Here is a 14,292-nt window from a genome sequence, read left to right as displayed (position 1 = left end):
AAGCGTCGAGTGCGCACGGAACCGTCGAAATGGCGCCCGCAGGACGGTGGGGCCCCTATGCGCCAGGCTGCGCGGAATGGGAACCCGCCCCGGCCCGCCGACGTAGACTGGCGGTATGCGGCTGGTAGCAAGTGATATTGACGGAACGATCCTCGGCCACGATGGCAGAATCAGTGACCGGACTGTCCGGGCATTCCATGCCTGCCGCGATGCCGGAGTGGAACTCGTCTTCGTCACCGGACGTCCGCCGCGCTGGCTCCACCCCCTGCAGGACCGGCTGGGTCACGCCGGAACCGTCATCTGCTCCAACGGCGCGGTGGTCTGGGACCTGTCGGCGGACCGGATGGTTTCAGCCCGGGGCCTGCAGCTCGACGCGGTCTTCGAGGCCCGCCGGATCATCCAGCGCCTGCGCCCCGCGGCGCTGTTCGCGGCCGAAACGCTGACCGGCTTCCACCTCGAGCCGGGGTTCATCGAGCACGGCTCAAGCAGGCTGCTCGCCGAATTCACCCCCGCGCCGCTGCACAGCACCCTCTCGGCGGCCGACTCCGTGGTGAAGTTCCTGGCCGTCGTCCGGGAGGGCAGCGCCGATGAATTCCTGGCCGAGGTGACGCCCGCCGTCGCGCATCTGGCCGCGGCCACCCACTCTGCGCCGAACATGGCGCTCCTGGAACTTTCCCTCCCCGGGGTCAACAAGGCCGTCACCCTCGCAGAATACGCTGCAGGACTGGGTATCGGATCACATGACGTGGTGGCATTCGGGGACATGCCCAACGACATCGAGATGCTGCGCTGGGCCGGCGACGGCTACGCGATGGCCAGCGGCCACCCGGAGGCCATCCGCGCCGCAGGCCAGCAGGCCCCGCATTTCGACGACGACGGTGTCGCCCAGATCCTCGAGGCCAAGCTCGCAGCCCTGGGCGTCCGGCTGCCCTGAGCCGGGATCGGCGGCCCAAGGCCCCCGCGTTCGCCGACTGCGGCGCCCACGGCGCGGCACTCGCGGAACCCGCGGCACCGGACTCACAGCTTGCGGTCAACTGGCGTTCATCTTCGCCTCCTACGCTGAAGATTCGCGACGGATTGTTCACTGATGGTGGGGAATTATGGCTAAGTACCGCACACGCAACCTGCACGAACAGCCCCTGCGCCGGGTGGATCCGGATGCCCGGTGGCGGAGCCTGCGGCAGGGTGACCGCATCCGCGTGCGCCTGGCGCCGGGCTATGAAACGGGCGGCCTGGTACATGCCGTCACTTCGGATCACACCGCCGTCTGGGTAGACCTCGACGGCGGACGCGGCCGCACGCTGCTGCACTGCAGCGACGGCGTCGAAATCTTCCCGCACGCTTCCTGATCCGGACACCCGGGCGGACAGCTCCGGTACGCTTCAGGGGTGACGAACCCGCATCCCTTTTTCGCCCCCGGCGGCCCGGGCGACGACGGTGATGCCGCGCCGGGAGTACCCCTTGCCATGGCTCACCGCGGTTTCTCCCGGGACGGCCTGGAGAATTCCATGGCCGCGTTCCGCGCCGCCGTCGAACTGGGGTACCGGCACCTGGAAACCGACGTCCACACCACCGCCGACGGCGTCCTGCTGTTGTTCCACGACGACACCCTGGACCGGGTCACGGACGGCAGCGGCCGGATCTCGGAGCTTTCCGCCGAGACTGTTGCCCGCGCCAGGATCAGCGGGGCCGAGCCCATCCCGCTTTTCGAGGAACTCGTCACTGCCTTTCCTGCGGTCCGACTGAATCTCGACGTCAAGGACTGGAGGTCGGTGGACGCCCTGGCCGCGGCGATCGAACGTTACGGACTGCATGACCGCGTGCTGATCGCCAGCTTCTCGGACCGCCGGCGCCGTGCCGTGCTGAAACAGCTGAGCCGGCCCGCCGCGGGCTCGGCCGGAATCGTGTCCAACGCCTTGTTTGTCCTGCTCGGCCCGGTGCTGCCGGATCCCTTCCTGCGCCTCGTGGCGGCACGCGCGCTCAGCGGCGTCCACGCCCTGCAGGTCCCCGTCAGCTACGGCGCCGTGACTGTGGTGACGCAAGGATTCGTCCGGCGGGCCCACCGGCACGGCCTGCAGGTGCATGTCTGGACCGTCAATGATCCCGCCGAAATGCACCGGCTCCTGAACCTCGGCGTTGACGGGATCGTCACGGACCGCGCCGATCTGCTCAAGGAAGTCCTGCAGGAACGCGGCAGCTGGCTGCCCTGACGGCCGGGCAGCCAGCTGTCTGCGGCTGCTGGCAGGATAGAGCCATGCGTATCCTCATTGCCCCGGACAAGTTCAAGGGCTCCCTCACCGCCGCCGAAGCCGCAGCAGCCATCGCCGAAGGTGCCCTGCGCGTCTACCCCGACGCCGAGGCTCTCCAGTTTCCGGTGGCCGACGGCGGCGAAGGGACGCTTGACGCGGCCATCGCCGCCGGATACGAAGAGCGGATCAACGCCGTCGTCGGCCCGATCCTGGCGCCCGTCGGCGCCGCGTGGGCCCTCCGCCAGGACGCTTTTGGCGGCGGCACCGCCGTGATCGAAACAGCGCAGGCTTCCGGACTGGCGCACATGGACCCGACTCCGGCCAATGCCCTGCGCGCCCACAGCTACGGCTGCGGCCAGCTTATCGCCGCGGCACTGGACGCCGGCGCCACCGAGATTGTGCTGGGCTTGGGCGGCTCGGCCATGAGCGACGGCGGAAGCGGCGCCCTCCGCGCGCTGGGACTCAAGCCGCTCGACGCCGCCGGCAACGTGGTCCCGCTGGGCGGCGGTTCCCTCGCGGACGTGGTCTCGGTGGATACCAGCGGCCTCGACCCGCGGCTGACCGCCGTGCGGTTCCGGATCGCCGTCGACGTCCGGAACCCGCTGTTCGGCAGTGACGGAGCCGCCCATGTCTTCGCCCCGCAGAAGGGTGCGGACGGGGACGCCGTGGAGCTGCTTGACGCAGGCCTGCGGAACTGGGCCTCGGTGCTGCGAGGTGCAACCGGCCGGGACGTCAACGTTCCGGGCGCCGGTGCGGCCGGCGGCTTCCCGGCGTCGTTCCTGGCCTTTGGCAACGCGGCGCTGGAAGGCGGCTTCGAGCTGGTCGCCGGACTCACCGGCCTCGCCGGGAAGCTCGCCCGGGCGGACCTTGTGATCACCGGTGAGGGTTCGCTGGATTCCCAGTCACTCACCGGCAAGGCGCCGATTGCGCTGGCCGATGCCGCGCAGAAACTGGGGATCCCGGTGATCGTGGTGGCCGGACGGATCCTGGTCACTCCGGAGGACCTCGCCACGCACGGCGTGGTAGCCGCCGTCCAACTGCTGGATCTCGCCGGAAGCCCGGCCGACGCCGTCGCCAATGCCGCGAAGTACCTCACCTGGGCTACCAGCCAGGTGCTCGAAGGGGCCTGACGCCGGCCGGCGGCGCGTGCGGGACCCCAGGACCCGAATGATCCGAGCCAGTACTAAGTTTGCTGATTATGGTTCGGATAGGGTGGAACTGTTGACTACGAAGGAAAAGATTCTAGCGGCCGGTTTGCGCCGGTCGCCGGGGAAAGTCCCTCGAAAACCGACACCTTGGGCAGGCGGACAATGTGTGATGGAGGATTGAAATGACCCAGGACAACCAGCATGAGCCCCTCGAAGAGACCGGCGGCTATGGAACGCCGACGGTGGAACAGGAATTGCCCGGCGGAGGTGCGAAGAAGTTCGCCCAGCCCCGCGAGGAAGAGGCGTTCGACGCCGCCGGACTCAGCCAGGACAGCCCGGACGGGGAGACCTACCCGGCCGGCGCCCCGGACCTGAGCCAGTTCGGCGCCGAAGACCAGGACAGTGCAGGAGAACCCGGGGCAGGACGCTTCGGAGGAACGGAGGACCAAATGAGTTCAGAAAACGCCAGCACAACTCCCGGCTACGACCCCGACGTTTCGGAAAATTCCGAGGTGGCCATGCCGTCAGCGGACGCCGAGATGAATGACTCCAACACGGAAGAGCCCGACGCCGGGCGGCCGTTCTCCTCGGAGCCAGGCCAGGACGCCGCGGGACTGCCCGACGGCTCCGGGACGGATCAGCCCGAGAGTGAATCTCCGAAAGACGCCAGTGACGAAGAGGAACCGTTCGACGCCGGCTAACCCGCTCGGCGGCCGGGGGCCGGCACCCTGCCAGCATCCGGTGGCAGGACGCCGGCCTTTCCGCTCGGTCCGGGAGCGCTTAGCGCCGTTTCTTGGGCGCGCGCTTCGCCGCAGCGCTGGCGGCAGCCTTCGACGCAGCCTCAGCAGCGGGCTCTTCGGTTTCCGGCTCCGCGACCGTGCCGCGGACCTTCGCGATGGCCTTCATGCCGTGGTAGATCACCAGGGCCGCGGCTGAACCCAGCGCGATGCCGGTGAACTTCAGGTCACCGATGGTCCAGGTGTAGTCCGCGATGCCAACAATCAGCGCGACGGCGGCCGTGGTCAGGTTGATGGGATTGGAGAAGTTCACTTTGTTCTGCACCCAGATCTTCACGCCCAGGACGCCGATCATGCCGTAAAGCATGGTGGCCGCACCGCCCAGCACGCCGGCCGGGACGGTGGCGATGAGTTCGCCGAACTTCGGCGAGAAGCTCAGGACCACGGCGAAGATGCCGGCCACCCAGTAGGCCGCAGTCGAATAGACCTTGGTGGCGGCCATCACGCCGATGTTTTCCGCGTAGGTGGTGGTGCCCGAGCCGCCGCCCAGGCCTGCCAGTACGGTGGCGGCGCCGTCGGCCATCAGCGCACGTCCGGAGACGCCGTCGAGGTTCTGGCCGGTCATGGCCGCGACGGATTTCACATGGCCGATGTTCTCGGCCACCAGTACCAGCACCACCGGCACGAAAAGGCCGATGACGCCGGGGTGGAACTCGGGGGTTTGGAAGTGCGGCAGCCCCACCCACGCCGCTGCGTCGATCTTCGAGAAGTCCACTTCGCCGCGGAGCATCGCCACGAGGTAGCCCACCACGACGCCCACCAGGATGCTCAGCCGGCCCAGGATGCCGCGGAAGAACACACTCACCAGGATGATCGTGGCCAGCGTGATCAGGGCCGTGATCGGGGCGGCGTCGAAATTGTTCTTCGCGGCGGGGGCGAGGTTGAGGCCGATCAGCCCCACGATGGCGCCCGTGACGATCGGCGGCATCAGCCGGTTGATCCACCCCGCGCCGAACTTCTGCACCACTGCACCGATGATCGCCAGCGCGCCGCCGGCCAGCACCACGCCGCCGAGCGCACCGGCGACGCCGTACTGCTGCTGTGAGGCCATGATCGGGGCGATAAAAGCGAAACTGGAGCCTAGGTAGCTGGGCACGCGGCCCCTGGTGATGACCAGGAACAGCAGCGTGCCGATGCCCGAGAAGAACAAGGTAGTGGCCGGAGGCATGCCCGTGATGATCGGGACCAGGAAGGTGGCGCCGAACATAGCGACAACGTGCTGGGTCCCCACGCCGATGGTCAGCGGCCATGCAAGGCGCTCATCCGGTTTGACGACCTCGCCGGGGCGGATGGACTTGCCGTTGCCGTGGAGCTTCCATTTGGTTCCGAGCATGCTCATGGCGGGCCTTTCAAAGAATCAGCGGCGGGGCGGGATGGAATCGTCCGGAGCAACTTTACCGTGCCCGGGTTTCCCGGAAATCCCCAACGCGTCAGGTGCCCCCGGCGGGACCTGACGCGGAGGTGCCCCCGGCACCATGGGGGACAGGCCGGAGGCACTCGGGACGCAATTCTGCGGTTGAGCGCAAGGCCGCATCCGGGGCCGCTTTCCAGTTTAGTCCGGATCCGGGCCTTATCTAAAGGGGTAGGCGGTCCAGCTGCGCCGGCTCCGTGGCAGACTTTTTCCCATGCGGAACCTGATTGTCGTGGCCTTTCTGGAGCCCGTTGCCGAGGGGTTCGAATTCCTCCGTGATGACTGGCCGTTGCACATCACGCTTGTCAGGTTCGACGTCGCAGATCATCCACCCGCACCCGCACCGGCACCCGCACCCGCACCCGCACCCGCACCCGCACCCGCGGGCGAAGCGGACCGGGTGCCGGCCGCCGGCGACCCGCTCGCAGAACGGATTGCCGGACGCCTGGCGGAACCGGTCGCGGCGGCGCTCGGCAGCCGGATCACGGCCGGGGGCGAATCGCGTTTCGGCCGGTCCGGGTTCATCCCGGTCACCCTGATCGCACCGAGCTTGCCGCTGCAGGAACTGCACGAGGCGCTGGTGGCCGTCGTGGCGGAGCTGTCCGGCCGGATCCCCACCCCCGGGTACACCCTGGCGGGATACCGCCCACATGTGTCCCACCGGGGACACGACAGGGTCAGCGAGGGCGACGAACTGGTCCTGAGCTGGATCGCCCTCCTGGACATGGCGCCCGACGGCGGCCACACGACCCGCCGGATCCTCAAGCTCTGGAGCGCCTAAGCAGGTTGTCGTAACAAGTCGCAGGAACAGGCCGACCCAACTCGGCGGGCGGCCACCGAGCCCAACAGCCTCCGGTGAGGGTCTTGCGGAACTATTTCGGGCGATATTCATGGTTCATTGGCCGGGGTGCGATACTGATGGAAATCGCGGCGCTGGTCGAAACGATCTTGTGTCAACTACGCGCGGACCGGGGGCCTCGATATGGTACTGGATACCTCGACCGTTCGTGTTGTGTTCGCTGTTGTGGCCCTGACGCTGCTGCTGCTGTTCTATTTCCTCAGTTTCCGCCGGACGCGGGCGGCCTACAGCGGCTGGTGGTGTGCGTCGCTGATCCTGCTCCTCACCGGGTCCGCGGCATACCTGCCGGATGGCACGGCGCATCAAGTCTGGGCCAACCCGCTGGGGAACGTGCTGCTGGTCGCCGGCGCCGCGAGTGTGTGGGCCGGTGCCCGTTCACTTCGGACAGCCGCACCCAGGATTTCTTCCCTTGCGGCCGGGCCCGTCGTGGTTGCCGTGGCCTCGGTGCTGGAAAACCCGGCCACCAACAACTGGGCTGGTGGTGCAGTCCTTCTCGGTCTCATGAGCGTGTTGATCGGGCTGTCGTCCCGGGAACTCTTCCTGCTGGACTCCACGTACTCCCGGGTGCACCGCACGCTGGCCGTGGGCACGGGCATCCTGTCCGTCTACTACCTCGGCCGTCTGCTGGCCTTCCTGGTGGAAGGGCGCAACGGTCCGGCGTTCACGACCGTTTTTGGATCCGCGGCCACCACCATCTTCGCCGCCGTGCTGCTGGTGGTGGCATCGTTCACCATGGCCGAACTCAGCTTTGAACAGCAGACCCGGGATCTCCGTGCCCGCGCCACCCTGGATGGGCTGACTGGGCTGTTGAACCGCTCGGCTTTCCTGGACCTTGCCGAGGATGAACTGCGCCGCCTCGACCGCGCCAGAACCACGGCGTCGCTGATCCTGGCTGACCTGGACCATTTCAAGGCCATCAACGACGAGTTTGGGCATTCAGCGGGGGACACGGCACTGCAGACGTTTGCTGATGCCTGCACCTCCACGGTGCGCTCCTCGGACCTCGTGGGCCGGTACGGCGGAGAGGAATTCATCATCCTGCTGCCGGGCGTGACACCCGACCGGGCCGGGGAAATTGCGGCGGATATCAGCCGCCGGCTCCGGGCCTCCCCGTCAAAACTGATCCCCCGCCTGCCAACCTCAAGCTACGGGATCGCGTCGACGGCACCCGGCCGGGTGGATCTTGAAGCGATGATCGCCGCTGCGGACGCCGCCCTCTACGAGGCCAAGGCGCTGGGCCGGGACCGCGCTGTGTTGGCCGGCAGTCTCCCGGAGGATAAATCAGCCTGACTGCCGGTGCCGGCGGCCGCGGTGCGTGGATGAACGCTCCTAGGAAATGACGCCGTCCACCAGTGCCTTTGCCTCGGCCTGGACCTGCTTGAGGTGCTCGGCTCCCCTGAAGGACTCGGCGTAGATCTTGTAGACGTCCTCGGTGCCGGAGGGGCGGGCCGCGAACCAGGCGTTCTCGGTGACCACCTTGAGCCCGCCGATCGCGGCGCCGTTGCCCGGTGCTTCGGTGAGCTTCGCAGTGATGGTCTCGCCGGCGAGTTCCGTGGCGGTGACGTCCGACGCCGAGAGCTTTCCCAGCGCTGCCTTCTGCTCCCGGGTGGCGGCGGCATCGATCCTTGCGTACACGGGGTCGCCGAACTGGTCAGTGAGGCCCTTGTAGAGCTGGGACGGCGACTTCCCTGTCACGGCGGTGATTTCCGAGGCCAGCAGGGCCAGCAGGATGCCGTCCTTGTCCGTGGTCCAGACGCTGCCGTCTTTTCTGTTGAAGGACGCGCCGGCGGATTCCTCGCCGCCGAAAGCACCCTCGCCGGAGAGCAGCCCGGGAACGAACCACTTGAAGCCGACCGGTACCTCCACGAGCTTCCGGCCCAGGCTGTCGGCCACGCGGTCGATGATCGAGGAGGAGACCAGGGTCTTTCCGATCACGGATTGCGGGTTCCAGCCGGTCCGGTGCCGGTACAGGTAATCGATCGCGACGGCGAGGTAGTGGTTCGGGTTCATCAGCCCGCCGTGTCCATCAACAAAAGGTGTGACGATACCGTGGCGGTCGGCGTCGGCGTCGTTGCCGGTGGCGACGTCAAACGCCGTCTCGCCGGGACCGGCCTCTGACATCCGGTTGATGAGGGAGGCCATCGCTGACGGCGAGGAGCAGTCCATCCTGATCTTCTCGTCCCAGTCGAGGGTCATAAAGGCCCACTGCGGGTCGACGGTGGGGTTGACCACGGTGAGATCCAGGTGGTGTCGTTCGCCGATCTCGCCCCAGTAGTCCACCGAGGCGCCGCCCATCGGGTCGGCGCCGATCCGGACGCCGGCTTCGCGGATCGCGTTAAGGTCCAGGACCGAGGGGAGATCATCCACATAGCTGCTGAGGAAGTCGAACTTGCCGGTGGTGCCGGCGCCGAGGGCTTCGGCGAGGGGGGTGCGCTTCACCCCGCGCAGCCCGTTCTCCAGCAGTTCGTTGGCGCGGTTGGCGATCCAGCCCGTGGCGTCCGAATCCGCGGGCCCGCCGTGCGGGGGGTTGTACTTAAAGCCGCCGTCTCCGGGCGGGTTGTGGCTCGGGGTGATAACGATACCGTCGGCCTGCGGAGCCCCGGCGGGGGAATTGTTGTTGTGCGTGAGGATCGCATGGCTCAGCGACGGCGTGGGCGTGTAGCCGTGGCGGGCATCGATCAGCACGTTGACGCCATTCGCCGCGAGCACTTCCAGGGCGGAATTCTGCGCCGGTTCGCTCAGTGCATGGGTGTCCTTGGCCAGGTACAGCGGGCCGGTGATGCCCTGGCCTGCCCGGTATTCCACGATCGCCTGCGTGATGGCGAGGATGTGCGGTTCGTTGAAGGAGGCTTTCAGACTTGAGCCCCGGTGGCCGGAGGTTCCAAAAACCACCCGCTGGCCCGGGTCGGTCAGATCCGGGGTCACGTCGTAATACGCATCCAGGAGTGCAGTGAGATCAACAAGGTCTTGGGGTTGGGCAACAGTGCCCGCGCGGCTAGCCATTGCACCAGCATGCCAGACGACGACCGGCGGCAACACGGTCTGGGCGCAATCCGGCCCCTATGACGAAAGAATCATCAGGATCTTTGAGCAGCGCGGCGGTACCCTGAAGTCAGACACTTCAAAAGGGGAAAACCATGACTGACCAGCCGAAACAGGGCAACGACGGGACACCGGAGGGCTACCAGCCGCCGTCGGATCCGCCTCAGGGGTCCGGCGAGCAGTACACCCAGCCCGCGGATCCTTTCGGCGCGACGTACGGCACAGCACCGCAGCAGCCCTACGGTGCCCGGAGCCGGCAGCCGTATGGCCAGGAGCAGTACAGTGCGCCGGCACAGTATGGCCAGCCGGGCAGCCCGCTCAACGCCTACGGCCAGCCGGCCTACTACGGGCTGCCGCCGGAACCAAAGAGCCTGAGCATCGCCAGCCTGTGCTGCGGCATCGCCGTCTTTGCGGGGCCGGGCGTCTTTCTCCTGCCGCAGCTTGCTGCGGTCATCCTCGGGCACATGGCGCTCAGGCGCGAGCCGGCGGGCAGGGGCATGGCCATTGCCGGCCTGGTTCTGGGGTACGTGGGGATCGCGCTGACGGTACTGGTGATCGTGCTCATCGCGCTGGTGCTGGCCATGGGGGCTTCCGGCGGCACGGCCTACAGGGCGTAAGAACGTCAAACCATCGGTTTTCCGCTCCAGTCAGATGGTGTAGGCATTTTCCAAGCTTGCCGACAAAAAGAAGCCGGCTCCGGCCAGGGCATATTTGTATGATGCATTCCTGAATGCAAAGCCTTTTGGGGGGGCTCATGTCTGCGTGGCAGATGCATGATCGATAATTTATCCTCAAAGAATAGTCCTGAAATTCTCTGAACGGAATCTAGTTGTCCAATCTGCATTTGCTCCGGGCGAGTCAAACGCCCACGCCACGAAGTTCAGCCCGTCTGTCATCCGGTCCCCCTGGGATACGCGGAGGAGACCTTCCGTCTGGCCAACACGGCCGCAACTGCCGTAAACGTCAAATTTTCGTTGGGCCGGGCAGTGTTCGGGCTCATCTTCTTCCTGGTCAGCTTCCAGATGCTCAACAATGTTTTTGGCTGGATCTTGCTGCTCCTGGGCGTTTCCATGCTCCTGAACGCACTCAGCGCCCGCTTCAAAATCACCAACAACGGCGGCGGAAGCACATTCCTCCAGGTATCAATTCTTGAAAAAGCTAAAATGGAGCAGTTCCGCAATGAGTTTAATGCGCGCCTTTTCGCTGATCATCAGGGACTCCGGCACGAGGAGACCATGGATATGCACGCCAAAAATCCCCTCAACCAGCAGGCCCAGATCAATCTGCAGCAGCAGCTGAATTCCAATTTGGCTGGAAACACTCACGCCGGCGGTGAGATCGCCCGGCCCCACCACGCCGGCGGTGAGATCGCCCGCCGGCGTGAGTTCGACGTCGGACGCCTCACCTGTTGCCTCGCCGGCTGCGGGGACGTAACTGCCGGACTCAACCGGCGGCGGGCGCATTGAACTCAGCGGCTCAGCGAACGCCGCCCATGAGCTTCTTGATCGACGGCGAGGCCGCAGCCAGGCCGACGGCCAGCAGCATAGCGGTGCCGCCGATGCCGATGAAGTACGGCAGTTCGTCCGTCGGGTTGTAGAGGCCGGACAGGATGCCGGCCAGTGTGGTGCCAAGGGACACCGAGAGGAAGAACAGCGCCACCATCTGGGTGCGGAAGGCCTCCGGAGCCAGCTTGGTGGTCACGGACAGGCCGATGGGGGAGAGGAACAGTTCCGCGAGGGTGAACAGGAGCAGGATCCCCACCAGCGCCAGCAGCGGCGTCTTGCCCTCACCTGCAAGTGGGATGAACGCCAGGAACGCCAGGCCCATCGTGAACAGGCCGACCGAGAACTTCAGCGCCGAGCCCGGCTGCTTGCGGCCCAGGCGGGTCCACAAAGCGGCCAGGACCCCGGCGAAGATGATAATGAACACCGGGTTGATGGACTGCACCCAGGCCGCCGGCATTTCCCAGCCGAACAGGTTGCGGTCCAGCTTTTCCTCCGAGTACACGGCGATGAAGGTGAACTGCTGCTGGAACAGGGCCCAGAACGCTGCGGAAGCGATATACAGCGGGATGAAGGCCGCTACTCGGCGGCGTTCGGTGCCGTTGACTTTCTTGCTGCTGAAAATCAGGGCGAAGTACAGGACGGACGCGGCGATGGCCGCGTACGCCATGGACATGGCCAGGTTCGCGGCGTTCACGATGCCGGTGGCGAGCAGCACGGCGATCGCGGCGGCGATACCGGCGAACCGGAAGCCGTACTTGGTGCGATCGGCGGCGGGCAGCGGGTTGTGCACCCGGTGCGCCTCCGCGGGTAGCTTTTTGCGGCCGAAGGCATAAATGGCAAGACCCACGGCCATCCCGACGGCGGCGGCACCGAAGCCCCAGTGGAACCCTTGGCTTTCCTGCAGCCAGCCGGTCACCAGCGGACCGATAAGGGCGCCGGCGTTGATGCCCATGTAGAAGATGGAGAAGCCGGCGTCGCGGCGTTCGTCCGTCTCGCGGTACAGGCTGCCCACCAGCGCCGTGGCGTTGGCCTTGAGCCCGCCGGAGCCGACGCCCACCAGCACCAGGCCGGTGATCAGGCCGGGGATGCCTGGAAGTAGGGCCAGCGCGATGTGGCCGGCCATGATCATGACGGCCGAGCCGAACAGCACGCGCTCGGATCCGAAGAGCCGGTCCGCGAGCCACGCGCCGAGGATGGTGGAGAGATAGACGCCGCCGCCGTAGGCGCCGATGAGGCCGGCGGCCAGGCCCTTCTCAATCTCCAGGCCACCCTCAGCGGCGGAGAAGTACATGTAGTAGAGGAGGATGCCCTGCATTCCGTAAAAGGAGAAGCGCTCCCACATTTCTACGGTGAAGAGGCTGGCCAGCATCTTTGGGTGGCCAAAAAAGGAGGTATCGCCCTGCGTTGTAGCGGGGGGCTTTGGTAAATGAGTAGTGCTCATTTACTTAATGCTGACAGTGTGACGCGCGATTGTCACATTCACAGCCGCCCTGGGCAAGTCACGCGGCAAGTCACGGGCTCACCCCATCCCACCCCCCGTTGACCTATCAGTAGATGTCGCTCTGGACCAGGGATAGCACCTGCAAGTGATAGCGCAACCCGGATGCGGGGCTACCCGGCGTCGAACATGATGACCTGGCGGACGGCTTTCCCGTCGGCGAGCTGGTCCATCGCCTGGTTGATGTCCGCCAGGGCGATGCGGGCGGAAATTAGCTCCTCGACCGGCAGGTTCCCCTCCCGCCAAAGTTGGGCGTATTTGGGGATGTCCCGGGCCGGTACCGCGGAGCCGAGGTAGCTGCCGACGATTGTCCGGGCCTCGGCGGTGATGGTCAGCGGCGATATCCGGGCGCGGGCATCCGGGTGCGGCAGGCCGGCGGTGATCGTGGTCCCGCCGACGGCGGTGGCGGCGAAGGCGGTCTCGAAGGCGCGCGGGTTGCCGGCGCATTCAATCACGTACTTCGCCTTGACGCCCTGTTCGAGAACCTGCTGCGGGGTGTACGTCTCGTGGGCGCCCAGCCGGCGGGCGTGTTCGAGTTTTTCGTCCAGGGTGTCCACGGCGACGATCCGGGAGACGTTCTGGGAGACGGCCGTGATCAGGGCCGCCATGCCGACGCCGCCGAGCCCCACGACCATGATGCTGTCCTCCGGCCGGGGCTTGGCCGCGTTGAGGACGGCTCCGCCTCCTGTGAGCACGGCGCAGCCGAGGACGGCGGCGATGTCGGCGGGGATGTCGTCGCCGACCGGCACGGCCGAGGCCCGGTCCACGACGGCGTGCGTGGCGAAGCCCGAGACACCGAGGTGGTGGTAGATCTTCTCGCCGGCCCGGCTGAGGTGCATTGAGCCGTGCAGCAGTGTCCCCTCGCCGTTGCTCCTCGAGCCTGCGGTGCAGGGGAGTCGGCCGTCCTCGGCGCAATTCTCGCACTGTTCGCAGCGCGGCAGGAATGACATCACCACACGCTGCCCCGCCTGCAGGTCCGTGACGTCCGGGCCGACCTCGACGACGCGTCCGGCGGCCTCGTGCCCCAGCAGCATCGGGACGGGGCGCAACCGGTTGCCGTCAACGACGCTCAGGTCCGAGTGGCAGATTCCGGCGGCTTCGATTCGGACCAGGATCTCGGTGGGTCCGGGACCGGCCAGCTCCAATTCGGAGATGGTGATGGGCCTGGAGTCCGCGAACGGGCGCGGGCGGCCGGCTTCTTCAAGTACTGCACCGGTGATCTTCATCGATCCCTCTCGTGTTTCAGCTCATGTCGCTTCACGTCCGTGTCGCTTCACGTCCGTGTCGCCTCGAGGCGTCGCGATGCCATCACGCAGCCCTGCTAAACCGTAACGGTACCCGGCCGGGAATTCACCCTGCCCCACCGGCCGGCCGCTGATATGTAGGCCCGGTTGTCAAGAGGCATGGATGAGCGGCTCCTGGGTTTTGTTCCGGGGGCCGCTCATCTTGTGCCTGCCGGGGGACGGTGTCGGTGCTGGCGAGTCTTTTCTCGACTGCAGTGTCAGGCTGATATTCGCGGGTTGGTTACCGCATGACGATGTGTTCGGCTGGAGCGTATCGGTGTCTAAAATCGAGCGTCAACGGATCTGTGGTTCGCTTGCTCATAGCGGAATCTCGAGTTAGCTCCTTGTGCTGCCACGTCACTTCCATCAGTGCCCCCGGGGCACGTCTTTTCAGGCCGCGTTCATGCGTTCTCCTCGGTGCAGGGGCGCGGCCAGTGACCAGCACCAGCCGGCGAGCTCGCGGGCAATCGCGGTGTTGGCCTTGACGGACATTTTGTGGC

At 66.5% G+C, this 14,292-nt stretch carries 13 protein-coding genes; 9 read left to right on the top strand and 4 right to left on the bottom strand.

Translation table 11 applies throughout. From position 1 onward, the window contains the following. Window positions 1-115 precede the first annotated feature (115 nt). From AC50X6_RS04990 to AC50X6_RS04970, 5 genes are all read left to right on the top strand, one after another. The gene (locus AC50X6_RS04990; RefSeq protein WP_494965164.1) at window positions 116-934 is read left to right on the top strand and encodes an HAD family hydrolase; all 819 of its coding nucleotides are present in this window, start codon (window positions 116-118) and stop codon (window positions 932-934) included. Between the two features lie 166 nt (window positions 935-1,100). Then, window positions 1,101-1,349: a hypothetical protein gene (locus AC50X6_RS04985; protein ID WP_494965163.1), complete on the top strand. Its 249-nt coding sequence runs from the start codon at window positions 1,101-1,103 to the stop codon at window positions 1,347-1,349. A 39-nt stretch (window positions 1,350-1,388) separates the two neighbouring features. Then, window positions 1,389-2,210 (top strand): glycerophosphodiester phosphodiesterase family protein, encoded by an 822-nt coding sequence (locus AC50X6_RS04980; RefSeq protein WP_494965162.1) that lies wholly within the window; start codon window positions 1,389-1,391, stop codon window positions 2,208-2,210. A gap of 44 nt (window positions 2,211-2,254) precedes the next feature. After that, window positions 2,255-3,379, top strand: coding sequence for a glycerate kinase (locus tag AC50X6_RS04975; protein WP_494965161.1), 1,125 nt, complete (start codon window positions 2,255-2,257; stop codon window positions 3,377-3,379). A 200-nt stretch (window positions 3,380-3,579) separates the two neighbouring features. Then, window positions 3,580-4,098 carry a hypothetical protein gene (locus tag AC50X6_RS04970; protein ID WP_494965160.1) on the top strand — a complete coding sequence of 173 codons (519 nt, stop codon included), beginning with the start codon at window positions 3,580-3,582 and terminating at the stop codon, window positions 4,096-4,098. Window positions 4,099-4,177: 79 nt separating this feature from the next. On the opposite strand, the gene AC50X6_RS04965 is transcribed toward AC50X6_RS04970, so the two are convergent. After that, on the bottom strand, window positions 4,178-5,533 hold the full coding sequence (locus AC50X6_RS04965; protein ID WP_494965159.1) for a uracil-xanthine permease family protein: 1,356 nt from the start codon (window positions 5,531-5,533) through the stop codon (window positions 4,178-4,180). A 286-nt stretch (window positions 5,534-5,819) separates the two neighbouring features. Here AC50X6_RS04965 and AC50X6_RS04960 point away from each other — a divergent pair, with 286 nt between their 5' ends. Together AC50X6_RS04960 and AC50X6_RS04955 are read left to right on the top strand one after the other, a co-directional pair. Then, window positions 5,820-6,386: a 2'-5' RNA ligase family protein gene (locus AC50X6_RS04960; RefSeq protein WP_494965158.1), complete on the top strand. Its 567-nt coding sequence runs from the start codon at window positions 5,820-5,822 to the stop codon at window positions 6,384-6,386. A 231-nt stretch (window positions 6,387-6,617) separates the two neighbouring features. Then, on the top strand, window positions 6,618-7,754 hold the full coding sequence (locus tag AC50X6_RS04955; RefSeq protein WP_494965157.1) for a GGDEF domain-containing protein: 1,137 nt from the start codon (window positions 6,618-6,620) through the stop codon (window positions 7,752-7,754). 39 nt (window positions 7,755-7,793) lie between these two features. Here AC50X6_RS04955 and pgm read toward each other — a convergent pair whose 3' ends face one another. After that, a complete protein-coding gene (gene pgm, locus AC50X6_RS04950) occupies window positions 7,794-9,467 on the bottom strand; it encodes a phosphoglucomutase (alpha-D-glucose-1,6-bisphosphate-dependent) (protein ID WP_494965156.1) in 1,674 nt (557 codons plus the stop codon). 134 nt (window positions 9,468-9,601) lie between these two features. Here pgm and AC50X6_RS04945 point away from each other — a divergent pair, with 134 nt between their 5' ends. Next, entirely contained in the window at window positions 9,602-10,123 is a 522-nt protein-coding gene (locus tag AC50X6_RS04945; protein ID WP_494965155.1) for a DUF4190 domain-containing protein, read from the top strand. Window positions 10,124-10,492: 369 nt separating this feature from the next. Continuing rightward, window positions 10,493-10,972 carry a hypothetical protein gene (locus AC50X6_RS04940; protein WP_494965154.1) on the top strand — a complete coding sequence of 160 codons (480 nt, stop codon included), beginning with the start codon at window positions 10,493-10,495 and terminating at the stop codon, window positions 10,970-10,972. Window positions 10,973-10,982: 10 nt separating this feature from the next. Here AC50X6_RS04940 and AC50X6_RS04935 read toward each other — a convergent pair whose 3' ends face one another. Together AC50X6_RS04935 and AC50X6_RS04930 are read right to left on the bottom strand one after the other, a co-directional pair. Then, on the bottom strand, window positions 10,983-12,452 hold the full coding sequence (locus AC50X6_RS04935; RefSeq protein ID WP_494965153.1) for a peptide MFS transporter: 1,470 nt from the start codon (window positions 12,450-12,452) through the stop codon (window positions 10,983-10,985). 170 nt (window positions 12,453-12,622) lie between these two features. Further along, window positions 12,623-13,735, bottom strand: a complete 1,113-nt coding sequence (locus AC50X6_RS04930; protein WP_494965152.1) for an alcohol dehydrogenase catalytic domain-containing protein — start codon at window positions 13,733-13,735, stop codon at window positions 12,623-12,625. Between the last annotated feature and the right edge of the window lie 557 nt (window positions 13,736-14,292).

It is taken from the genome of Pseudarthrobacter sp. HLT1-7 (assembly GCF_059383435.1).
The sequence above is the reverse complement of the archived record's forward strand: the minus strand, read 5'-3'. Positions and strand labels throughout refer to the sequence as shown.